26 protein-coding genes and 1 pseudogene are annotated in these 23906 nt (G+C 31.9%); 14 read left to right on the forward strand and 13 right to left on the reverse strand.

Annotation, left to right across the window (positions count from 1 at the left end; all coding sequences use genetic code 11):
* Window positions 1-50 precede the first annotated feature (50 nt).
* The gene (locus STK_RS04810; protein WP_010978862.1) at window positions 51-716 is read right to left on the reverse strand and encodes a PIG-L deacetylase family protein; all 666 of its coding nucleotides are present in this window, start codon (window positions 714-716) and stop codon (window positions 51-53) included.
* A 37-nt stretch (window positions 717-753) separates the two neighbouring features.
* On the opposite strand from STK_RS04810, the gene STK_RS04815 reads away from it, so the two are divergent.
* A complete protein-coding gene (locus STK_RS04815; protein ID WP_010978863.1) occupies window positions 754-2805 on the forward strand; it encodes a GH116 family glycosyl hydrolase in 2052 nt (683 codons plus the stop codon).
* 393 nt (window positions 2806-3198) lie between these two features.
* Here the strand turns inward: STK_RS04815 and STK_RS14775 are convergent, their stop codons facing one another.
* Window positions 3199-3504 carry an AAA family ATPase gene (locus STK_RS14775; protein WP_198429792.1) on the reverse strand — a complete coding sequence of 102 codons (306 nt, stop codon included), beginning with the start codon at window positions 3502-3504 and terminating at the stop codon, window positions 3199-3201.
* A gap of 450 nt (window positions 3505-3954) precedes the next feature.
* On the opposite strand from STK_RS14775, the gene STK_RS04825 reads away from it, so the two are divergent.
* Window positions 3955-4515, forward strand: a complete 561-nt coding sequence (locus STK_RS04825) for a hypothetical protein (protein WP_010978864.1) — start codon at window positions 3955-3957, stop codon at window positions 4513-4515.
* Between the two features lie 237 nt (window positions 4516-4752).
* Window positions 4753-4926: a hypothetical protein gene (locus tag STK_RS15165; protein WP_198429745.1), complete on the forward strand. Its 174-nt coding sequence runs from the start codon at window positions 4753-4755 to the stop codon at window positions 4924-4926.
* Window positions 4927-5345: 419 nt separating this feature from the next.
* On the opposite strand, the gene STK_RS04830 is transcribed toward STK_RS15165, so the two are convergent.
* Complete coding sequence (locus STK_RS04830; protein ID WP_010978865.1) at window positions 5346-5882, reverse strand: class I SAM-dependent methyltransferase; 537 nt, start codon at window positions 5880-5882, stop codon at window positions 5346-5348.
* Between the two features lie 42 nt (window positions 5883-5924).
* On the reverse strand, window positions 5925-6524 hold the full coding sequence (gene wrbA / locus STK_RS04835) for an NAD(P)H:quinone oxidoreductase (protein ID WP_010978866.1): 600 nt from the start codon (window positions 6522-6524) through the stop codon (window positions 5925-5927).
* A gap of 319 nt (window positions 6525-6843) precedes the next feature.
* On the opposite strand from wrbA, the gene STK_RS04840 reads away from it, so the two are divergent.
* Both STK_RS04840 and STK_RS04845 read left to right on the forward strand, forming a co-directional pair.
* A complete protein-coding gene (locus STK_RS04840) occupies window positions 6844-8322 on the forward strand; it encodes a B12-binding domain-containing radical SAM protein (RefSeq protein WP_010978867.1) in 1479 nt (492 codons plus the stop codon).
* Between the two features lie 10 nt (window positions 8323-8332).
* On the forward strand, window positions 8333-8953 hold the full coding sequence (locus STK_RS04845; RefSeq protein ID WP_010978868.1) for an MBL fold metallo-hydrolase: 621 nt from the start codon (window positions 8333-8335) through the stop codon (window positions 8951-8953).
* Here STK_RS04845 and STK_RS04850 read toward each other — a convergent pair.
* From STK_RS04850 to STK_RS04875, 6 genes are all read right to left on the reverse strand, one after another.
* Window positions 8950-9483, reverse strand: coding sequence for a DoxD domain-containing protein (locus STK_RS04850; protein ID WP_010978869.1), 534 nt, complete (start codon window positions 9481-9483; stop codon window positions 8950-8952). The genes STK_RS04845 and STK_RS04850 overlap by 4 nt on opposite strands.
* The gene (locus STK_RS04855; RefSeq protein ID WP_052846920.1) at window positions 9480-10370 is read right to left on the reverse strand and encodes a hypothetical protein; all 891 of its coding nucleotides are present in this window, start codon (window positions 10368-10370) and stop codon (window positions 9480-9482) included. The genes STK_RS04850 and STK_RS04855 overlap by 4 nt, the downstream gene beginning before the upstream one ends.
* Window positions 10371-10379: 9 nt before the next feature.
* Window positions 10380-11615, reverse strand: a complete 1236-nt coding sequence (locus STK_RS04860; protein ID WP_010978871.1) for a YncE family protein — start codon at window positions 11613-11615, stop codon at window positions 10380-10382.
* 78 nt (window positions 11616-11693) lie between these two features.
* A complete protein-coding gene (locus STK_RS04865) occupies window positions 11694-12026 on the reverse strand; it encodes a DsrE family protein (RefSeq protein ID WP_010978872.1) in 333 nt (110 codons plus the stop codon).
* Entirely contained in the window at window positions 12001-12345 is a 345-nt protein-coding gene (locus STK_RS04870; protein WP_052846921.1) for a hypothetical protein, read from the reverse strand. Before STK_RS04870 ends, STK_RS04865 begins: the two co-directional genes overlap by 26 nt.
* 11 nt (window positions 12346-12356) lie before the next feature.
* The gene (locus STK_RS04875; protein WP_010978874.1) at window positions 12357-13322 is read right to left on the reverse strand and encodes a sulfurtransferase TusA family protein; all 966 of its coding nucleotides are present in this window, start codon (window positions 13320-13322) and stop codon (window positions 12357-12359) included.
* Window positions 13323-13422: 100 nt separating this feature from the next.
* Between STK_RS04875 and STK_RS04880 the strand changes: the two genes are divergently transcribed.
* The 9 genes and pseudogenes from STK_RS04880 to STK_RS04915 all read left to right on the forward strand — a co-directional run bounded on the left by STK_RS04880 (window position 13423) and on the right by STK_RS04915 (window position 18330).
* Window positions 13423-13635: a sulfurtransferase TusA family protein gene (locus STK_RS04880; RefSeq protein WP_010978875.1), complete on the forward strand. Its 213-nt coding sequence runs from the start codon at window positions 13423-13425 to the stop codon at window positions 13633-13635.
* A gap of 67 nt (window positions 13636-13702) precedes the next feature.
* Window positions 13703-13954, forward strand: a pseudogene (locus STK_RS15565) (sulfurtransferase TusA family protein); the annotation flags it as partial.
* A gap of 513 nt (window positions 13955-14467) precedes the next feature.
* Entirely contained in the window at window positions 14468-14719 is a 252-nt protein-coding gene (locus STK_RS04890) for a sulfurtransferase TusA family protein (protein ID WP_010978877.1), read from the forward strand.
* A gap of 3 nt (window positions 14720-14722) precedes the next feature.
* Window positions 14723-15955, forward strand: a complete 1233-nt coding sequence (locus STK_RS04895) for a YeeE/YedE family protein (RefSeq protein ID WP_010978879.1) — start codon at window positions 14723-14725, stop codon at window positions 15953-15955.
* A 3-nt stretch (window positions 15956-15958) separates the two neighbouring features.
* Window positions 15959-16231, forward strand: a complete 273-nt coding sequence (locus STK_RS04900) for a hypothetical protein (protein WP_052846433.1) — start codon at window positions 15959-15961, stop codon at window positions 16229-16231.
* Window positions 16224-16583: a DsrE family protein gene (locus STK_RS04905; protein ID WP_010978880.1), complete on the forward strand. Its 360-nt coding sequence runs from the start codon at window positions 16224-16226 to the stop codon at window positions 16581-16583. Before STK_RS04900 ends, STK_RS04905 begins: the two co-directional genes overlap by 8 nt.
* A 258-nt stretch (window positions 16584-16841) precedes the next feature.
* Window positions 16842-17039, forward strand: coding sequence for a hypothetical protein (locus tag STK_RS15570; protein ID WP_232616519.1), 198 nt, complete (start codon window positions 16842-16844; stop codon window positions 17037-17039).
* Window positions 16993-17397 (forward strand): glycosyltransferase family 4 protein, encoded by a 405-nt coding sequence (locus tag STK_RS15575; protein WP_010978881.1) that lies wholly within the window; start codon window positions 16993-16995, stop codon window positions 17395-17397. Before STK_RS15570 ends, STK_RS15575 begins: the two co-directional genes overlap by 47 nt.
* Window positions 17398-18021: 624 nt before the next feature.
* Window positions 18022-18330, forward strand: a complete 309-nt coding sequence (locus tag STK_RS04915) for a hypothetical protein (RefSeq protein WP_010978882.1) — start codon at window positions 18022-18024, stop codon at window positions 18328-18330.
* A gap of 586 nt (window positions 18331-18916) precedes the next feature.
* Here the strand turns inward: STK_RS04915 and STK_RS04920 are convergent.
* The 3 genes from STK_RS04920 to STK_RS04930 are packed head-to-tail and all read right to left on the reverse strand — an operon-like array spanning window position 18917 to window position 23858.
* Window positions 18917-19639: a glycosyltransferase gene (locus tag STK_RS04920; protein ID WP_010978883.1), complete on the reverse strand. Its 723-nt coding sequence runs from the start codon at window positions 19637-19639 to the stop codon at window positions 18917-18919.
* A gap of 18 nt (window positions 19640-19657) precedes the next feature.
* The gene (locus STK_RS04925) at window positions 19658-21643 is read right to left on the reverse strand and encodes a hypothetical protein (RefSeq protein ID WP_010978884.1); all 1986 of its coding nucleotides are present in this window, start codon (window positions 21641-21643) and stop codon (window positions 19658-19660) included.
* Window positions 21609-23858 carry a hypothetical protein gene (locus tag STK_RS04930; RefSeq protein WP_010978885.1) on the reverse strand — a complete coding sequence of 750 codons (2250 nt, stop codon included), beginning with the start codon at window positions 23856-23858 and terminating at the stop codon, window positions 21609-21611. Before STK_RS04930 ends, STK_RS04925 begins: the two co-directional genes overlap by 35 nt.
* Between the last annotated feature and the right edge of the window lie 48 nt (window positions 23859-23906).

Below are 23906 nucleotides of genomic sequence, written 5' to 3' on the forward strand. Positions count from 1 at the left end.
ACTATTTATAATGGTTGTTTAACGCTATCACTACTAATAAATGGTAAAGATTAAATAACTAGCATATCATTAACAATCCTTTCCACGTAAAATGTCTCGTAATCACTATCTAAAAACTTCTTGATATAATCAGCATCTAAATATTTAAACTGGGATTCATGCTTCTTCATAGCTTCAAGTTTAATCCTTTTATACTCTCTAATATCAACTTTAATTTTTCTATGAAAGGGAATTAAAAGATATTTTATCGCGTCAAAAACACTCTTAGAAGGAATAGGAAGCCAGTTTAGGTAACTTAACTCATTTACTGTAATTCCCACTTTTCTTATTGCTATTCTAGTTATATAACCTCCGGACCAATGATCATTATGACCGTCAAGCAGAGAGGGATAAATTATAATGTTTGGCTTAATTTCCCTAAGTATTTTCGCAACTCTTTCTGAAGCCTCCCTTATATGAAACCTTAACTTTGTATCTGGATAATTAAGGAAGAAAGCATTATCCTTTTTTATCCCTAGAACCTTTAACCCCTCTAAAGCCTCCTTCCTTCTAATTTCAGCAAGTTTTTCTCCTCTCTCTTCAGGATTAGGAGAACCGGCAGAGCCATCAGTCATATACACAATATAAATTTCATGGGACTTAGCTAACTTAGCTAAGGTACCCCCTGCATTGTCACACTCATCATCTGGATGAGGGGAAATAAATAATATTCTCATAGTTAAAATTTTAACGTTAAAATTAATAATTAAGATTGTGGTTTATTTAACATCGAATGATAAGGAAGCTGGAGTACCGCTTGGAGGTATAGGAGCGGGAAAGATAGAGATAAGTAACAAGGGGAGAATGATAAACTTAACGATAGCAAATAATTGGTCATTTCCAATAAAGGAGATGTTAGGCTTTCACGTATTTATTCTCCCTAATGATTCTGAACCCTTCTTTCTACAAAGCGATTTAATCTTCCTCGATTTAAACAAACTTGCAGTACCTCTTGAATACGAGGGGAAGTACCCATTTGCGATGATAAAGGGAGTAAAAAACAGCGTAAAAGCAGAACTTGAGGCATTTTCAGCATTAATTCCCGAAAATTTGTACGATTCATCATTACCCGCTGTAGGAATTTCAGTTAAAGTGAGTGGGAGTAAATCGGGGCTCATTGCAATATCAATGGGTAATATAACTGGGATAAGTAAGATAGGGAGATATAATGAAGGGTTAAAGAACGGGATAATAATGAAGAATTCAAAAGCTAACGACCTAGATCCATATAACGGTGAGACTGTTCTAGTAACGGAGAGTCCTAAGGCTATAGTAAAACAGTATAATTTCCACGTAAATAGAGGTCTCGAAAAGACGCTAAACTTACATAGGCTCATAGAAAATGAGAAACCTTGGATGGACTTGATGAGTGGAAAGATACCAGAGAGTGAAGATGGCGAATCTACTGGCTCTTACTATTTACCAGCGGGGATGATAATAGATGAATATGAAAAGAACGAAGAAGTAAAGTTTGTCTTTTCATGGTTCTTCAATAAACCGTGGGTCTATTACCCATATAAGCACTACTATTCTAACTTCTTCTCTAGTGCTAAGGAAGTTGCTAGTTACTTTCTTGAAAACTTTGACAGATTAAAAGAAAAAACGAGAAGGTGGCATGAGGACTTGATTGACCCGTCATTACCAGACTGGTTAAGTGATGCTATAATTAACAGTACTTATATTCTATCTTCAAGCACCTGGCTTGACGAAAAGGGGAGATTTGGAATAATGGAGGGTACACAAGTAGGTACTATGCTATCAACAATAGGCGGAGTTTGTTATGAGACGGGGTCATTGCCAGTAGTGCTTATGTTCCCGATGCTTGAAAAATCAACGATAGAGCAGTTTATATTAAACATGAGGGAAGACGGGTATATCCCGCATGATTTAGGTACATACTCATTTGATGCCCCATCAGATGGAACTACAGCACCGCCAAAGTGGAAAGACACTAACACCACTTTTGTACTGATGGTATATAGGTACTACTTAAGGACTAAAGATAAAGAGTTTCTAAAAAGCGTTTATCCTTATGTTAAAAAAGCAATGAGCTGGATAATTTCCAAAGATAAAGACGGAGACGGATTACCAGAAGTTGATGGATCTACAGATCAAGGATTTGATTGTGTTCCTATTGAAGGTGTTTGTAGTTATATTTCCACAGTGTACATAGCTGCATTAGAGGCTATGATAAAGATTGCAGAAATTGTAGGAGATAGCACTTCCTATTACTCGTCTTTACTAAGTAAGGCTAAATCATCTTTGATGAAGTTATTTGATGGTAAGAAGTTTATCCCATGGACCGGAAAGCCAAATCATCATAAAGCAGTATTTTCAGCACAGATATTTGGCCAATGGTGGGCCTATTTACTTGATCTAGATGTCGTTGCAGATAGAAGTGCGATTTTATCTGCACTCGATGAGATATACAGAGTAAATGGCCATGCATCAAAATACTGTACTCCTAATATGGCTAAAGAGGGAGAGAGCCTTGACGATTTAGATTCTCAATTGACTTCCTCATGGCCTAGACTGGTCTTTTCACTATCAGCTCTAGGTTACAGTTTGGGAAAAAGGGAGTGGTTAGATATTGCAAAGAAAGAGTGGGATAACTTAGTAGACAAGGGGTTAATGTGGAACCAACCTTCATTAATCCACTCTAACGACGGAAATCCAGATAATCCATTTCTAGACCATTATATAGGTAGTGCTGCCCCATGGGGATTTACATATAAGTATGCGTTAAAAAGATTAGTTAAGATTTAACTTTTAATGCATGTTTAACTAAGTATATCAAAATGTTACCTATGTAATAGGGAAGATCGAAATGCTCTCCAGTAATTCTTGAAGGTTAATTCCAAGGATATCTTATAGAGACTGTAGTCCACTTTATTTAATCTCAAACCCCTCATTTACCATACCCTTAAGTATCATATGAGATGTTGCTGCAAATACTACTCTGGGCCATTAAGATACCATTTGATCTGTTGAAATGTAGGTGCTTCCGTCACAATTTACAGAGTTAACTAAACAGTAGGGGATACTTTAAAGGGTGAGGTCCCTACCCTTAAAGCTAGTCCCTAATTTGTTCCCTTTACCCTCCCATATCAAGGTTTTAGTAACCCTAATCATTGATCCCGTTAAAGCAAACCTAACTTCTTAATTGTTATAAGCGTTAGATAATAATGAGATAAACCAAGTTAAGATAATGTTTTGAATTTCATCTATAAATATTATCGTTTCTCCAAGTTTATTTAATAGGTCTTGTAATCCCTTAACTGATTTCTTGTCTATCTCTATCTTTATCACTTTCAAATTTATTTGAATCTTAGCCTGAAGAGAGTTAATTAAAGCCTTATCCAATTCTTTAAGTGATTTTATCCCAGAAGCATCTATATATATTCCCTTTAACTCGTTACTTACTATCTTAATTATTGAGGTCTTTCCAGTCCTTTTAGGCCCAATAGTTAACGGCCAAAATTTTCATTCTAAAAGTTTCTCTACTTCATCAATTATTTCCTCATTATCAAAAAATTCTTCTCTACTAGATTTGGGATAAGGATCAAAAAGTTCGCATAAAGCTATATTAGTTACTAATATAGCTATCTAACGTTTCAATCCAGTTTAATATCGCTATATACAAAATACAAAGAATATTTCTAGTAAAATATGTGATTATTTGAATGATATTTGATTATCAATACAAAACATAACTGAAAGGTTAACGATGAGTGTTTCTTAATATTGATTAAAAACCCCAACTTATCAAATTTATGTAACAACATAATGAGCTATTTCAATAGGATTTGCTAAATTATACGTAAGTAGTTATAGGATGTTTATCTCAAAAGACAACTTCACTATTATCTAAGTTAATTTTATTAACTTACGTAAAAAGATATAGATGTGATATAAATGGATAGACAAGAACCTCATAGAATATCTTTATTGAAATGGCTCAGTCTGTTCTTATTATTTGTAGGATTGCCCACAGCAGTTTCAGTCTTCATATCATTCTCAATTCCTTATTACGTTTTTCATAATCCTACGTTAGCCAATAACCTTAGTACTATAGTGCCTATTATAGTTGTCGTTATATCTTATTATTTCTTCAATAGATACCTCTTAAGTCACAATATGATTTCTCCATTCACGAGAAGAAGAAAAACGATTACTATCCTACCAGATAGTGGAAAACCTATTGATGAGAAATATATAAGATCATTTGAGGCAGGACTTAACTTTTACAAGAATGATTCTAACGAGTATGTAAAGCGATTAGCTATGATAGGATTGATGTATTTACAAAACGCAATTGCTTATGGAAATAAGGACTATTATCTGAAGGCTAGGGATTACTTGTATAAAGCTGAAGAGGAGATGAATGGTAAAAATGTGACTTTTGAGACGAGATTACTTGTCGATAATCTAAGTAGCAAAATTGAGACTTATAAATATAGATTTGGAGAGAGATAGTACAAAAATTGAATCGGAGAATTTGATTGCTTCTATCTTAATAATATTATTTTACAAAGTGAGAAAAGCCAACGAGAATTAGTTAACCCTAAATTATTTATTATGAGCTTATTGTAAATTGTAATTTTACCTAATATTCAGCACATAAACAATACAATATGGTAAAACTATTCGTCATTATTTAAATTATGACCTTGTTATTAATACGTTGTTACTTGTTGTTAGTGCTAACTTAGTGTGAGTTTAATAGTCAAAATTTCACTCTCAGAAGGGCTTATTGCTTTCCTAATGATAGAATACCTATATTATGGCGCATATCCAATAGTAGTTCTTGAAAGCAAAGATAAGATAAAACTTCTTCGCTCATATTTTGACTCAGTAATAGTAAGGGATTTCTCTACAGTCCCATGAACTGTTGCGGAAATATTTGCATCTTATCCGATCTCTAATAGTAGTTTAAGGAAATTCCCTCACCATAAAAAATTATAATATTTTTTCATAAACTAATAAATACTTTGAATTTACTTCCTTACTTTATTTCGTTAATCATAAGGAATTTTCAGCTAATAGTACAATATATCTTACATTTGTTTAACGTAACGTAAAAATATAACGATTTTCCTATAAATGCTATACTGAGTTATTAAGATTGAAAAGAATAGTCTAATTTGTATTATTTGAAACTCTGTTAATGAATAAGTGGAACTATTAAAGATATATTTCTGGAAAAATGATTTTCTCTACATAGATTATATTACAAGAGAACAAAGTAAGTTATTCTCTTTTCCTTAACTTATTTATGGACAAATAAACTAATCTTTATTAAGTTTTTAAGGGAATTTTTTCTTCATAATAGAAATGAAAATGCCTTGATCTATATAAAACTCGACCTCATCAAAATAGGTTAAGAAATCCTTCCTAATACTTCTCATTATATCAATATCAGCTAGGACTAAGATTCCATCACTTTTTAACACTCTGTATATTTCTTCTATTTTATCTTTCCTTTCTTTCTTAGTAACATTATAAAAGTAAAGAAAAGAATAAACAGCGTCAAAGAAAGAAGACCTAAATGGTAATGGAAATAAATTCTGTACAATAGTTACATTGTCTTTTACTCCTTTTGTCCATTTATTAATATCTTCTCCCTTCCAATCATCAATAGCATATATCTGTTTTGCAATTTTTCTAGCATACATGAAGATTAAACAGTTACCACATGCTATTTCTAAAACCTTATTAAGATTAAAACGCGATAAAAAGTTCATAAGTAGCTTAGCATAATAAATTTCCTCGTCTATGGTTACACCCATTCTTTTGAAGGGTTTTACATCGTAAGCATTTATACTATCAAAAAGGGATGACATAAGCTAATTAAAAAAGGAATAGTTATAACTATTATACCTAATTTATTTGTTACAGCACTTAATAGCTTTAGCAACCTCAGTAATCCTTTTTCCTTGGAATCTGGCAATCTTCCTTTCCATCTCGTCTAGCTCTTCTTTTGAACCTAGATGTGTTGCTCCATAAGGACCTCCACCAGTCGTAGTTTGGAATAATTCTGGTATACCATAGCCTATAGGAACGATTATCATACCGAAATGATATGCATATGTACTCATTGTTAGTATTGTAGTCTCATGGCCTCCGTGAACTGTTGAAGCTTCTGTGAAAAACGTAACTGGCTTGCCATAAAGAACATTATCTTTCCAGAGAATGGCTGTAGTATCTAGAAACGTTTTTAGACCTCCTGCCATATTACCATATCTAGTTGGAGAACCGATTGCAAATCCGTCTGCCCATCTCATATCATCTAAAGTAACTTCTGGTATATCTTTTACCTTATCAAACGGTATCCTAGATTGGAATTCTGGTGGTAAAGTTTCTCTAACTCTTCTAATTTTTACTTCAGCACCAGCTTCTTCAGCGCCTTTTCCTATTTCCTTAGCTAATTCAACTATTGAACCGTATCCATAAAAGAGGACTAAAATATTTGGTTTACAAGACATGATTGTAAGTTTGTATTCCTTTTATAAAATTTAACTTTACTATAAGAAAGTTAATTTTTTACACATTTGCTAGAACTTAAAAAATCTCATGAAATGTTAAAAAAATTTAATAACTCCTTTTATACGTTTAAAAGTTTTCTATCGAATCATTTAACATATGAAAGTTTAAATTTTAATAATCCAAATACAATTAGGTGATGTCAAAATCCCTTATGATGTAGTTTTAACTGCTGAAAGGGGTACTTTCACAGACTATGGTGGGATTTCCCCATTAGGTTATGTAGCTTGTTTGCCATACCGTTTAGTTCCAAGAATTTTCATGGATAAAATATTTACTCCACCGGAAAAAACTGATAGGGATGGAAGGGCAATATTTGCACCATATCCTTTAAGAAAAGTTGAGGCCATATTAACTTCTCACGGTTTTAACGTAATAGTTACTCCACCGGAAAAGTTAGAAAAAGTAGTTAGCAAAGGGGCTAAGGTTATAGGTATTAACACTCATGACCCCCTAGGAATTGAACCAGTAAGTATGAAATTAAGTATAATTTTTGGTGGAGGTAAAACTTGGACAGCAAAATTCTTTGAGGAATTAGGTGAAAAAATAAAGAAAATAAAAAGCAAATATGATATAAAAGTCGTAGTTGGTGGTGCTGGTGCTTGGCAGTTAGAGAAAGAGCCACCTGAATGGATTGATGTTGTCTTTATTGGTCATGCTGAGATTGATTTTCCAGAAATAGTTAAAAAATTAGAAGAAGGTGAAAAAGTACCTAGAGTAGTTAAGGCTAGATATCCTAAAAAATTAAGTGAAATCCCTCCAATTATAAATGCAGCAAGAGGTGGGGAAGTTCAAATTACTAGGGGTTGTCCTAGAGGTTGCTGGTTCTGCTCTGTTACTCCAGACACCTTTATCTCATTCCCAATTGATTATATATTGAAGGAAGTAGAAGTTAATATGAGGGCTGGAATTAAAGATGTTAGTTTAATTACAGATGATATGATGCTTTATGGGGCTAAAAGTTTAAGGGAAGTAAATCATGATGCTATAATAAGATTATATACAGAGTTAAAGAAGGCGGGAGTAGATTACATTAATTTTGCTCATATATCAGCCGCACCAGTAAAACTTAGTCCTAGAACTATTAAGGAAATGAGTGAGATTGCAGGATGGAATGAACAAAAGGCCGTATCTCCAGTTGTTGGGTTAGAGACTGGCAGTGAGAAAATATTTAATAAATATATGAAAATGAAGGCTTTTCCGTGGGGATATAATAATTGGAAAGATTTAATTGTTGAGGCTACAGCAATCATGAATGACAGTTATATTTATCCTTGTTATACAATGACTATTGGCTATCCAGATGAAACAGATGAGGATGTTGAACAATCAATAAAGTTAGTCGAGTATATAATAGATCATAAACCAATTGCTTGGATTTTCCCACTACCAGTAATCCCAATGGGTACTTCAAAAATTAGGGATAATCCTTTACCAGCAATAGAGAGACTCCCATCTAGATATTGGGATTTACTTTATATGACATGGAAATACGATCTCCAAATAACTAGAAAATTAGCAAGAACAATTACGGCCACGAGTAAAAATAAAGTAGTTAGAAGTTTGGCTACATATTTGATAGATAAGGTATTTAATAACGTGGAATGGTACTTTAAACAACTTAAAGAAAGCAAAGGGAAATCTGCTCTCTCTTATAAAGATTTAAACCTTAACACAACTTATGGGGTAATGTGGGCTATAGCCCAGCTATTTAAGTTAGCTTTTTCTTCTTCTGGTTAAATTGATTAATATGCAAGTCAAGGAAATACAATTACGTTTTGTGAAAGCGTTTCTGATAGAGACTGATGAAGGAAATATTTTAGTTGATACTGGTACACCGGGTAGTGGGAAAACTTTACAAAACTACTTAAAGGATGTTAAATATATTATATTTACACATTCTCATGTAGATCATATTGGTGGGGCTAGCGAGATTAGAGGATTGACTAACGCAGAATTTTGTATTCATGAGAAAGGGAAAGAATATTTAGAGAAAGGGTTAATAAGAAAGCCGGTTGTCCACTCTCTTGGTTTAAAAATTGTTTTTCCTCTCTTCTCACTCTTCTCCAGAGGATTAAAACCAACTAAAGTTGATTGTACTCTTAAAGATGAGGAGGAAATTGTAAAGGGAGTGAAGGTACTTTACACCCCTGGACATACTGATGATTCTATTTCTCTCTATCTGGAACCAATAAATTCAGTTATAGTAGGTGATATGTTACAAGGGAGAGGAAATTATTTGACATATCCACAAATTTATGAAAATATGGGAGAAATGATAAAAAGTGTACAAAGAGTATTAGATCTAAAACCAAGTTTCATTTATGTTAGCCATGGTAAGAGTATGAATAGTAATTACGTGAAAATTTAGATAAACAATAGGTAGAGTATTACACATGCGTATAAGACACTTCCTGCAAGGAACAATATTTTTGCGTTTTCTACTTGCTTAACTTTTCTTCTAATTAAAGCATCTAATCCGAAGTCTTGTGAACCTTTATAGATAAGATAAAGTTCTATGATCATCATTAATAAGTTTATTCCATATTCTTCTGTATCTACCCAATACGCTGAAAGGAAATAGATTAAGTTAGTATAAAATGCTACTGTGTTGGTAAATCTAGTCATTAAACCCAAAAGATTCAATATTCCAAACGATATTTCCCCAATCATTACTAACTCTCCCACTAATAAAACATGAGGCAATACTACATATTCTAAAAATGGTCTCATAATAGGACCTTGCATCAACACTTCTATGGTTATTCCAACATAACTTGTTGAGCTTGGATTTAGATAACCAGGGTTAAGGAGTTTTTCAAATACACCAGCATAAATCCAGATAGTGGCTAAAGCTAATCTCATAAAATTTGGCCAAAATTCAATCTTTAATTGGCTCATAACCTCACCCTCCTAGCTAAAGTATTCGATATTTTGTATATTTCATATATACCAACACCAATAAGAATAAAGCCCAGAAGTGTAGGAGAAGCTAAAAACAAAGCTTGTAAAATTCCACCTGTCCATGTTCCTACAAGGAAAGTGCCATATTTCCACATAATGCCTTTAGTTAGTGGAATATTAGATAGAAGAAATAAAAGGGAGTTCATTGCTGTTGGAGTTAAACAACATATCCCAGCTATTGTACCTATTGAGGGAACAGAAGCAGAAAGGAATCCAGCTAGTGTATTAAAAGACGTTATTCTAAAGGAGCTTGGAACTTTCCAGTCATAAGCATGTAATGACACATAAATTAAGGACATAATGTAATAACCTAAGATTAAAGCTATGGTAAGTACTAGGTCATTTATTAAGCCAAGAATAAGCAACCATAGATTAAATACGAAATTACCGTAAAGCATAAGTCCGTAACCTTGATATGAGATTTCAGTTAAAGACAAAAAATATGGGCTTACATTGACATTAGGTAAAAGTAGTAAACCAGAAACTATCATGAATGATATAAAATATGAGATTACATAGGTAAAGACTAACCATTTCCCGACACTGTCCTTTAAAGTCGCTTTTATCACATTCCTTAACCTCATAGGACCAGAAACAAGGATAAACCTACCTTTTTTCATTCTATAAACAATATAACCTATGATTACACTTAAGGTTACATAAACGATACAGATTAAAAGGAAAGGATCTAAAAATGATGCTTGACCAGAAGTTGTGAATGGATAATACCATAGAAAATATACTTTCAAACCAGTTATTACTATGGGTAAGAATACAGTGGCATTAAAAAAGATGAAAACATAGAAAAAAGGGTTTATTTTCATTAAGTTCACCTAACAGTGAAGACCAGTTATTGGTGGTAGTAACACATTATCAACCAAATATGTTGCAGTTGAAACACTAACTGGTAAAACAAAAGCTGGTGCAGTAGTTAATGGTACCTCATAAGCTACACTAAGAGTTTGTAAGTTTATTAGAACTATCATTCCACCGCTTGAGACTGAACCATGTATAACAACGTAAGCATAGCTTTCACCGGGAGTTATTCCAATAGATGCTAAACCTTGTGGGTTAATACTGGGTAAGGATATAGTTTGAGCAATTTGGAAGTTTGAGGTGGAGATTACTACAACTTCATTTTTATTTGCAGGCGCTTCTAAGTAGTATTGACCATTTGGAGTAAAGACTCCCCTTTGTGGAGTTACTCCAGAAGGCATTTGAACCATACCCATATACTGTAGGTTTGGAAGTGAATAAAATCCTACCGAATTATTCCCAGCATACTCAACGGCAACCATTGTACCTTGCATATTTGGAGACACCATATAAGGTTGTGAACCTAAAGATGCTACTACCATTTTAACTACACTTCCATTAGATGCTGAGATTAAATCAACAGTATTATTAAATCTCATAGGAACTATAAGATATTCGCCATTAGGAGACCATCTCACATCACATGGATAATAAGTTTTCCCAGTAGGAGAAACAAAAGTGTCTTTCCATACTACTTGTAAGTTTTTCAAGTTGATTACCTCAACCACTCCAGATGGACCGTCAGCAATAGCTACATATTGTTGATTTGGCGAGTAAGCAACACCTATAAACCCAACACTTTTTCCAACGTTTAATGTTTCAACAACTTTTAATGTTGATGGATTTATAATGTACACACTTCCGTTATTTACCGGGATAACAATATAGCTTGCATTAAACATCTCTCCTGCAGGAACTTCATCCCAATAGTAAACTTGCTGGGGTACACTAGTAGAAATATTCACAACATGCTGAAAACCAAGGAAGTTAGATGTTTGAGTAAAAGGATTAATTGCTTGAACTATCCCTTTCTGAGTAAATACGAGTAGATAGAAGTTGTTATTTGGAGCTGATGAAGAAGAGACAGTAACAGAAGATGATGGAGAAGAAGTGGTGGTAGTAGAAGTAGTAGTCGACGGGCTTTTCATCATTATATACGCTGCTCCTATTCCTATTAGAAGTATAACTACAATACCTACTAGTAATAAGATTTTATATGACATTCCTCTCTCAAGTTTGCTTACTTTCTTCATACATAATTATTGTAAGCAAAGTAGGTATTTAAAAATACTTGTTTTTTAAACCCTTTATTCAGAAATATCACAACTAAGTTAAATTGTAATTATTAAATCCACTTTATCAATAATAGCTCTATAAAAATCTGGGAAACAGCCAATCCTTACAGAGTTTATTAACTTATCAGCAATATTCCTCATATATACGCATTGATCACAAGCTTGTAAATAAATTCCTTTTTCCTTACTTAGTTTATCTAATCTCTCAGCTAATGGATTTCCTCTCAAGAGTAAATACACATTATCGTGAATAAAGAACATGCCTACAACTTCTACGTAATGTCTATCTTCCTCTAACTGAGGTACTATCATATTACCTAAAATATAACTTCCTAAATTTGACTCAACTATGTAGGCCACTTTTTTCATTTATAACACCCAAAAATTGTTCCATTACTTTTTTTGCTATATCGTTTAATGTAAAACCCTTTATTGAGTTAAGGAATTCCTTAGGATCCTTCTTTTCTTCAAATGCCTCACACAATGCCTCTAAAGTAATTATAGTGACTGGGCATTCACTTGATTTATAAGTTATTTTCTCTCCATCATAAAATAGTTTGAACCACCTACTCTCATCTATTCTCACTGTTGCAATTTCTTTTCCCTTAGGTTTATCATATACCCTCTTTATTAAGAAATCTGAAGCATATTTTCTTGTAATTACACATCCACATTCATCTTTTACCATATTACCCACCTTTAATCGGTTCGTTCCGTATGCTTTAAATAAAATATATTACACTCGCCTTCAATAGGAAGACGTTTTAACGCATCTTCATTGTAAAATGAGTTATTCTCTACATCTAACCTTGCTGCAATTATATTATCACCATTTACTAATGCCGTAAACAACCATCCCCTACCTATAGGTGCAGCTGAAATGACTGTATAACCTTGATATTTAATGTCTTCTAGCTGCAATTGCATAGCTTTTCTTTGCTCAACGATCTGATCAAAATAAGAATAAAGGAAAGCTCTGAAATCGCTCTCCTTTATTAGTTCTTTTATCTCATTTTCTTTAACTTCTTCTACTACTTCAGTATAATTAGTGTATGTTCTTGTATTATCTAGCTTTGTGAAAACAAATGAAGCGTAATCTCCCATATTGTATATTTCATATCTACAATTAAACAATCTAGCGACCTCTGGTAATGTGTACTCAATAGCGGCTGGATTATCTATTAAAACCTCTAAAACCTTTCCTTTCTCCATCTTTAGTAACTTTTGTTTAGTCTTTATTTCTGGTACGGGGCAAGAATATCCTCTTAAATCTAATATTTCATCTGGTACTGTCTTAAATAAAACTGTTTTATTATCCCTAGAGTACTGTACCCCAACATATTTAACTATTGAAGCACCATATTTTTCTATGTTTTTAGCAATTCTATTTATTATGCTGTTAACAATTAGTTTATCTCCTTGACCACTAATTTTAATTTTATCGCTAGAGAATTCTATGTAAATTTTGAATTTACCATTTTTGTCAAAAATATCAATTCTATCTATTTTCTTAACTATAAAACATGAAAACCTGAGAAGACGTAATAGTTCAATTTCTCCCTCATAACCCCAATCTAACTTTTTTATGGATTTTAAACAATATAATTTATAGTATTTTTCTATATCTATAAGTGTAATTGGGTTAGATAACTTTAATTCCATCATGATAAAAACCTTATTAACTACTATATAAATTTTATATAATTTTCATAATTTTTAGGAATAATAGATAATTTTTATATTTCATGATAAGATATAATGATTCATGGAATTAAATCTTATAGGCTTATGTTGCTCACAGCCACACTTAACAGTTTATTCTAGGTTAAGAAAAATGAAGGAAGGAGACAAGATAAAAATAATTACAGACGATTTTACAATTGTAGAAAGAGACATTATACCATTAGCAAATTTTTTCAGATGCAAATATTCAGTCATGAAAGATGAAGATAAGTACATTATCTATGTAGAGAAATAATAAATTTTTAATTAAAATTAGGTTATTAATACAAAATTTAAATAGAAGAACAAACAACAAAATTATGATGAGTATTGAAGAGAAATTGAAAAACGAAAAGCCCACAGAAGTCTTAGATGTTAGAGGAGAAGAGTGTCCTATACCAGAAACTCTTGCGGCTAAAAAACTCAACAAAATGACTGATGGAGAAATACTTGAAGTTTTAACTGATCATCAACCAGCAGTAGACGTAACGTTACCTTACCTTGCTAAGAGATTTGGTTATCCTTATATAGTTATTAAAAAGGAAGACTATTACGTGGTAAGAATTCTTAAGCTTCATGAAGAAGAAAAAGGTGCTGTACAATTAAATGATGAAATTCAAGTTAATTTACCATTCAATAAAGTTGTTGATGCTTTTCTAGACCCTTCAATACTAATGAGCTTTGTGCCCCAAGTTAAGGGTGTTAAGCAAATCAATTATTCAGCTTACTCCATATCAATGAAATATATAATTCCTTTTGAACTGCCTTTGTTTATAAAAATGGAAAAATATCCTAATACAGTAATTATAAAGTATGAGAGTTACAATAAAATTGCATTTTTAAAAGCCACATTAGGTTTCGATTTCTTCATTTACGATCATAAGAAATATACTGGAATTAGAGTTAGGGAATGGTATGAAGGACCTTTAAAGTTTATGTGGAAAAATGAAATAAACAAACATATTACCCTCGCAAAGGATAAGTTACCCACATATTTAATCAAATTAATTTCAAATTAATTAATATAAAGGTTTATAAAGAGGTATTTTTTAAAAACGTGTTTTTCATTAATTATTTTGGGGATTAAAATGAGTGAAGATCTTAAATTACGAAACCCAGACCAAGTATTAGATGTAAGAGGTGAATCTTGTCCAGTCCCAGAAATGGAAGCAAGTAAAAAATTAAAGAAAATGAAAGTTGGACAATTACTTGAAGTTTTAACTGATCATCAACCAGCGGTAGACGTAACATTACCCTCATTGGCTAAAAACTTAGGTTATCCATACGTAATAATTAAAGATGGTGAGGTTTATCGTGTTAGAATACTTAAGGTGAAATAGTTAATGCCACCTAGTATGGTATTACAACCCGTATATCAAGAAAGTTGGGCTTTAATTTATGGTCTTTTCGGTTTAAGCGGTTTTATTTTAGGTTGGGTAGCGCAAAGGGGAAACTATTGTTTTGTTAACGCAATGACTTCAATTTTTACAACTAGAAGTTTTGAAAGATTCGGAGCATTATTAATTCTATTCGGACTTTCAGCATTAGGATGTGGTCTACTTGTGGCTTTTGGGATAATTCCTGCCGTTGACCAATATTATTTTAACTACTTTGCAGGCTGGTACATCCTTGTAGGGTCTTTTGTATTTGGCTTTGGAGCAGCATTAGCCGGTGGCTGTAATTTATCAATGCTTTATAGAGCTGCAAGTGGTTACGTTCAAAACTGGATAGAACTATTTGGCATGATGATTGGAACTTACATTTTTGCTATTGGTATTTGGCCTTTTCAACAATACACTATGGAAAAAGGGATATTCTCTACTACATTAGGTGGTTATGTGGAGTATTTACCCTACGTTATATTTCATTCCGTATCTCCAATGGCTGTTTACATCACTACCCTTATCCTATCTTTACCTTTAATCATTCTGGGAATTTACCTACAGCAATACACTAAAAAGAAATGGAATATGAATTTTAGAATGAGTACACCAGGAATTATGGCATATAAACCGCCAGCTCCAATAAGTGTTGGAAAAGAGGGTGAAGAGAAAAAAGATTGGAAAAAGGAAGCTTTAGACATGCTATTATTAAAGAAACCTTATGGTACAAACTTATCAACAGTAATTCTAGCTTTAGATATGATCTTTGTATTCATTGTGGGTGCAGGTTATACTTTCAATTACCTAGTAATAACATCTTCTGATGGTGGTAGATTCTTTGAATACTTACTAATGATTCCCGGAATAAACTTGTTCTTAAATACCCCATGGTTTAATGACTCATTACCCATAGTAGATCCTAGCACATTAATGGTTGTTATGCTATGTATAGGAGCATTTGCAGCATCATTTTTGAGTGGTGATTTCAAAATTAGAATACCAAAAGAGAAAAAGAGATTGTTGATAGGATTTCTTGGTGGAATGTTAGTAGGCATAGGAGTGAGAATGGCATTAGGATGTAACGTTGGATTAATGTGGACAAACTTTGCCCAATTAGGTTATGACGGAATAATCTTCTTATTTGGAATGTTAGGGGGTGTATGGCTAGCTGTAAAAGTTCAAGAGAGGTTATGAGAAATGGTGGAGAGTAAATATATTAGAAGAATAATTGCACCTTTGATCTTATCACTTTTCGCTATAGGTTGGTATCAGTTTAGCGAAATATATCTAACTCATGCTGATAACTTAGCATTATCTAATGCTAATTTCGCAGTATATGTACAAACACAACAGTTTGATGGATATTTAACAGCTACAAGATACATTTGTTACGCTGTTGTTTATTTAGGTCTTATCCTCTTTTGGTATAATTTAGTAAAATTTGTGGAGGTGAAGGAGAAACATGGTTGACTATGCTATAATGATGGTATCTGGAGAAAATGAGAAAATATATATGGGCATTATAACTGCAATAGGTCTTGTCTCTGGAGGAAATAAAGTGTATATGTTCTTCACAATGGATGCTTTAAAAGCATTAACTAAAGAAAATGAGAAAATTGTACTAAATAATGCTAAGCCGTTAAAGTATTACATGGATAACCTTATAGAGATGGGAGAAGAAGACGTGGAGATCGCAGCTTGTGAATTTGGAATGAAAGTAAAAGGTATTACTGAAGATCAGTTCGCGTATAAGGTTAAACAAAGCGGTGTATCAGAGTTTGCATTAAAAGCTAATGAAGCCAAAGGGGTCCTTATTTTTTAAAAAGAAAGGTTAATTAACTAACTATGATTACAAAATAGAGGTAAGCGTAAAGCCTTGTTCTTTCAAGACGAAGTATATCTCAGATCAGAATTTAAGCGAACATAACAAGTAAAAGATTTTATATACGGAAAAATTGAAATTGATACTAATAATGAAGATATTTAGTATAGCGACACCTAGCCAAGCAGGTACTGGAGGAGAATTAAGTATATAAGAAACCTTTATACGTTTAGAGTTTTTAGACAATACGCAAAGGATTTGGATCTTTTATTAGGAATTTCATGGACTTCAGTTGAAGAATTAAAGAAATTAAAAATAGTTAGACAAGATATTCCGTCAAAAGCTTTAAATCCGCCCCTAGCTTTAGATTTAGGCCATTACCCAAAGCATAAAGTAGAAAAGGAGAATTATGCTTGTCTTTTTTGCCCGACTTATACCGGAAAAGGGTATCTTTGATCTTATCAAGATATGGAAAGAAGTTAAAAAGGAACTAAATAATACAAAACTTGTTATTTGCGGAAAATTCTATAATAAAAATATAGAAAACAAATTTCTTTCAATGAAGTCTGATGATGTGATCTATGTAGGTTTTCTTCCCATAGAAGAATTATATAATACTGTCGCAAAAGCAAGAGTTTTTATATATCCGACCCATTTTGATTCATTTTCACTTGTTATGTTAGAATCCTTAGCCACGAGAACGCCAGTAGTAGCTTATGGCTTACCTGCAATAGCTGAAATATACGGAAATCTTAATGCGGTAAGATTAGTTAAGGAATTCGATATAAAGAATACGGCGAAAGAAGTTTATTAATATATTCCAGCTTAAGGAAGAAGACTACAATTCTATGTTTGATAAGAAATATGAAGAATTTATATCTTTTTACAGTTCGTGGGAAAAAGTAGCAGAAGAAGAATATAATACTCTTAAACTATTTCTGAACTCATAGTGCAGCCAATATATCCAAATATCAAGACCATAATTAATATGGTGTTTCAACATTTAGTAGTATTTGCTCATAGATGCAAGTTTTCTATTTGTGGTAACTATTTTATTTTTCAAGAAATTTGTTTAAATAGGTTAACAATGACTTTTATATTTTAGTTTAATTATTCTTAAAGACGAACTATGGAATTTGATAGAAGATATAAAAGACAAATGAGGTTAAGCTCATAAACGAGAAACCCTTACGTTATTATGGAATTATTCCTAATAAAATGTTGATTTTAGAAAGAAAAATATATAATATAATCTATATTTTATTCTTTATAAAGAGAAGGTTAATTAGCTCTACTTTTTCAGAGTTAAATTTATTTTTATAAAATGCGATTATAGTTTTGTATTTATTTATATTTTAAGCAGATATAGGTATTTCTTTATTTCATTATAGTAAAATTTAAAAGGTGATATTATGAGACTCTAATTTGGTGAGTAAAGATGATAGGAAGAATAATAAGTGGAATTGGAGGATTAATTACTATAATAGCTAGTTTAACTAGCATTGTGACAAGAGAGCCATTAATCAATCATTTAGTCAAAATCCTAGCAGTCTCTGGTGATGCAGTAATAGGACTAGGAATTATAGGACTAATAGGATCTATTGTAACATTCTATGGTGTATATAAGAATGATTGGAAATTAATGATTGAAGGCGGTATAGTCGGATTATTCGCACCATGTGTATTATCAATACTAAGTATCATTGGAGGTTTAGTAGAAGGTAGAAATAAAGTAGTAACTAAGTGATTTTTTACATTATATAATTTCATAACTTCTAACAAAATAATTTATTTTTTGAAATTAATGAAAATGTATTGTATAATCTCTATCATTCATTAAATTAGCATAAATTTTAGAAGATTTCATTTACATATTTCACATAAAATAAATAATTTATAGGACTTTCTGGACTAAATGAAATCTCATAGCGTCATCTCATAATAATATAAAATTATATTCTCGTAATATATCTTCTTTATAGAGAATTAAATATAAACATTAAAAGTTGTGAGTCAGCTTCACTAAATGATGAGTTTATGACTTGTTGTGATCTACTTGAACATTGCTGAATAAACAGTACTTTTCCAAACTGAGGACTTGATTATATTCGATAGTAATTGTGTGTTGATCAAGTTTATTACTTGGTAAGAAAATAGTTATATTTTATAATTTCCTAGCGTTTTTACAAATACTTGTCTTAAAAATAAGCATTTTAGACAGAGAACTTCTCATTTAAAGTATTTTTTAAACTATTTAATTAAAATTTTTATGAAATAATAAGTTGTTATCAGAAAGGATCGATCTCTTCACCAATTAGTCTTCGGACCTATCATCATCTTAATTTATTGATTAACCAATTTTGTACTTTTAAAAATGTTTTTGTGTATATTATTCTTTTAAAGGGTGAATAATATATACGAAGTTTAACTAACGACAAGAACATAAATATTATCATTTTAATTAAATTCTTAGATATTTTACTGTCTTCTTCCCTATGATTATATGAAATAGGTATTTCTTTTACGGAGTATCCTTTTCTAACAAAAGCATAAACTAGGTTTGTATCAAAAACGTAATCATTCATAATTAGCTCATCAAGGATCTCCTTAGCCTTACTTACGTTTATAAACTTGATTCCAGATTGAATATCATTAAATTTTCTTAAAGAGGGAAAGAAGAGTTTAACTAAGAGCATATAACCATAATGTAAAAATCTCCTTTTAGGTGGCATACTGCTTAGATCTCTAAAACCAATTACAAGGTCTGCATTCTCGCTGATTACCCTTTCTATTTCTGTGGTGGGTAAATCTGCGTCAATGATTAAAGCTCTCTCTCCCTTAACTAGTTCTAATCCAATTTTTATTGATCCACCCTTACCTAATCTAGTCTTATTTTCATACACAATTCCCCCAAACTTCCTTACTATCTCTGGAGTATTATCCGTTCCCTCAAATATCACTAATATTTCAACGTCAGGAAATTTCTGTTTTATCAAGGAAAGTGTTTGCGAAATTCTTCGTTCTTCATTATAAGCTGGTATAATAACGTGAATCATAGATACTTGTAAATTATTCTATTTAAAAATTTTTCTCTTTATTATCACAATATCTATTCCGCTAATAATTACTGGAATAATAATTGATAGAAACCCAAAAATGTCATCTTTAATTAACTCTCCTTGTAAGGCATCATGTATAATTAACTCCTTACTTCCACTATAGTATACGGTAAAATTAGAAGCATCTCCCGGTTTTCCAAAATTTGAAACCCAGTATGGAGAGTAAGCAAAAGTAATTAAAACGTATTTAGAATTATAACTAGGAACTTCGAATTCCGTAGGAGAAATCCAATTAATTTTAGCTGGAATTAAGATTTGACTCAAATTCTCATTCAAAGGTAAGGAGGAAATGTTAGTATAATAAGCATAAGACGAATTTAAATTAACTTTATAAATATATAGTGGACCGTAAGTTTTCACTAAAGAAACCCATCCAAGTTTTTGTAAATAATTTAAATTTTGAATATATGGTTTTACTGGCAAATATAAAAGTGAAATAAATGAAATATTACTGTGAGCATCTCCTTCAATAATTATATATTTTGCATTAAATAGAAGCAAAAAGTTGTAAATTTCTGTCATCTCGCCTCTATTAGAAATATTAAGATTATATAGCAAGAAGTTTAACTTATAATAATCATAGTAAAAATATGCTCCTGAATATATACCACCTATCAGGATTGGATGAGTAGAATAGTACAGATAGATATTATTACCATAATACCAGGTTGTGGAGTACCAGCCATATTGTACAGTTGGAAAAACTAAAATTGTGAAATCTCCTTGCTGATGATTAAGATAATTAATTGCTTGAAGAAAATATGATGGAGTATCTACCCTATTAGCTAATTGCCCAGATAAGATTGGAAGATTAAAAATAGAAAATAAGATCAAAAGTAGAATTAGTAGTGCCATGTTATATTTCTTAATTAGTGATGGTATAATAATGGAAAATAGGAAACCAGCAAAAGGTGCAGTAGCAAACTGTGTAGTCCTTAGAACTGCAAAAAACGCATAATGAGATACTAGGAATTTCTCTATAGGAGACCATGGGGAAATAGAATCAAAACCAAGAATTATTAACCATAAAAGAGACAAATATTTGATATCTCCATGTCTATTTAAAAGGAGTGCTAATAGTGAGATAAAACTCATAATAATAAGAAAAATAAAGTTAATACCCACTGGAGTTACAGAAGGCAAATAAGAACTCACAGAAGCATATAAAGGAGAAGATGATAAGTGAAGGACTAAAGTGGTAGAAGCGTTTGTGATATTTTGAAGTTTCGGTATAATATAAGAGGCAAATGAGAAAATCCAGTAAAATTGTGAAATTGTAAATGAAAGTACTATAATGATAAACTGGATTACCTTATTTCTTAAGTAATATCCTATCAATAAAACAAAACCTAACCATGCTATAGGAAAGATTTCACCAGAAGACGCTAGGCAGTAAGCAGTTAGTACAGTAATTATAGGATAGGCTTTAAAGAAAGAGGTCTTTCCCTCTCCAAGTAACAACGAATAGTAAACTATAAGGGGCAAAAAGAAATATATAAAGGTTATATTCCAGAAAATATATGGCATTTCTATAAATCCTATAAAGATGAACCAATTTGTTAGATACAAAAATGCAGCTAATATTGAAGGGAAAAGAGAATAATATCTTGAGGATAGCTTAAACAAATATATTGATCCAATTGCTGAGAGAATTGTTGAGAAAACTTCTTCTCCTAAATTGCCTAAAGGAACAAAAGGAAGAAAAATGAGATTAACCCAAGAAGTGCCCCCTTCTGACGGTACGAAACCATAAGGATAATTAGTGAAAGCGTATAATACGGGGTTGATTAGGTAATCCGGTTTAACCCCATTGCCTATGAAGATACCTTGATCTCCAGCATAAATCGGTAACCCTCTATACCATAGATAGTTAATTATAATACTAAGTATAATGGGAAAAATAAGATCAATTCTCTTTGTTAATCTGTTTAAACTTTGCATAGATTCTCACCAACCTATCTCTAAAGATAACATAGATTAATGATATTACAAATGAAACAACACTAGCTAAAATACTAAAACTAAGATAAGAGGGAGTAGAAGAGCTAACTACAATATAGTATAACCCAGGCTTTAGAGTAATTGTAGAGTTTAGGAACTTAGAGTTATTCACAGAGTAAACGAACCCACTAAAGATTGAGACATTAACTTCAGTAGAAACGTTAAGCTTAATTAGGATTTTGTCAGTAGTTTGTTTCTCTTCAAACGAAAAGGGTATAATATGTTGAAGTAAGGGTATTAATTTACCACTTTGATTATAATACGGTATTACCTCAATCGTCATTGGTCCTTCAGCATAATAATATAATTCAATTAGATCAATGGATTGATTTATCGGTATTACTGTAGTATTTTTAAACTCCCTAGTTTCACTAGGACTGGATAAAATAACGTAAAAGTAAGTTAAGTCAGTAACATTCATTTTGAAATAAAGATATCCCTCAAATTTCTCTAAAGCTGATAAGGAAATCCAAATCTCAGAAGTCTGAGAACCACTTAATATTTTCCAATATATTGTATCCCCTTTTACAGTAACGTTGGAATCAGTTATATTTAGTACTTTAGGCGGGGTAACTATCGATTCATTAACCTTGACTATTAAAGGTAATGGCTCGTGTATATATGCTGAGTTATTTGAGACTGTAAAATTCTTACCTTGCTGAGTAACAATATACTTAGCTAACTCGCTCGAATTTGTTATAGGGTAAGGAGAAAGTAAGGAATAACTTCCATTCCAGTCTACTAAATCAAAGCTTTTATTTTCTAATTGGTTAACTACTTTCTGAACATTACTGGGAATGCCACTAAAGGTTAAGGATGGAGTTAATGCAAGACCTTGAAACACTATGAGAGAAATTAATAAAATAGGTAAAACAACTTTATTCTCCTCAGAGAGTAAAAGAGATAGTACTATCACAACGGGGAATAATATATCTGAATAAGGTAAGTTTAGGGCAAAATACGCCGAAGAAACAACTAGTAAAATTGCTAAAGGTTTTCTGTTACTGAAGAAAGCTAAGATTGAGGCTACTGTAAATATAATATAAGTTTCTAAAGAAGGCAAAGAAAATTTCTCATTGGGAAAACCTATAAGCAGATATGGAATAAGCCAAAATAAGGAAAATAAAAACGAAAATACAGGGAATTCCTTTCGTCTGTTTAAAAACAAAGAGGATATTGTAAAGGCAAAGGGAAAAGCATAACCGGATACAACTGCTATCCCAGAAAAAGCAAGAAACCTCTTTACATCTAATTTGTTAGCAATATAAAGAGAAAGGGGTAACGTCACATAAGCTAACGTCAATGAGGGAATAAATACTGGTGTTAAGACTGAGTAAACGAAAGAGAGGAGTAACTTTTTCCTTTCAAAGAAAAGATAAGCTGATAAGCCAGAAGCATAATATAGCAAGAATATAAGAATATGTAAACCCCAAATCTGACCAAACTTTAATATCAGAAAATTTGAGGCGTAATATAGGGGAAACTCATCTATCCTTAAGTTGTAACCATAACCTAGAATGTATAAAGAGAGAAAATTCTTAAAGAGGAAGGAACTCGGACTCCACCAATAGTATACGTTAGGTAAAGGTAAAAGAAACGTTGTCAAAGGAAACAGTAAAAGAGTAAGAGGAGCCTTAACCCTATTAGGTATCTTAACATGAGATGATTCCACGATAAGGGATATAATACCAAATACTAGGTTAAAATAAGCTAAATTTCCTAACAGTACCGGGTTAATGAAAGGTGAAAAAATAAGAAAAATTATGCCAGAGGCTACAATACCCCTGGAATCATATTTCAAGAGATTATAAGCTACTACCAACCCTAAAAAAACATAAAGGTCAACTATAGAGGGAGTATCAAACAGAGACAGAGTTATACCTAAGGGTATTAAGACGTAAGAGACAGAAGGATAATAAAATGAGGATATTGAAGCGATCGCAACTACCATGAGTTCATATGAAGGTAAGTAATTAGATATTATAAAGGGGAATATTAGGAGAATGAAGAGAAAGTTAAATTTTCTTTCTCCATAAAGAGTAGAAAATGCGATTGCAAGTAAGTAAGATGATAAAACAGCGTAATTAGGTAACTTTAATATAGTAATTACAAGTACAGATATTGCCAAGGAAACAGTAACTAGGAGCTTTTGCACAATGTTATAGTATTTAACAATTTTATAAAACTATTCACATACATAAAC

The sequence above is a fragment of the Sulfurisphaera tokodaii str. 7 genome (assembly GCF_000011205.1).
GTDB classification, from domain to species: domain Archaea; phylum Thermoproteota; class Thermoprotei_A; order Sulfolobales; family Sulfolobaceae; genus Sulfurisphaera; species Sulfurisphaera tokodaii.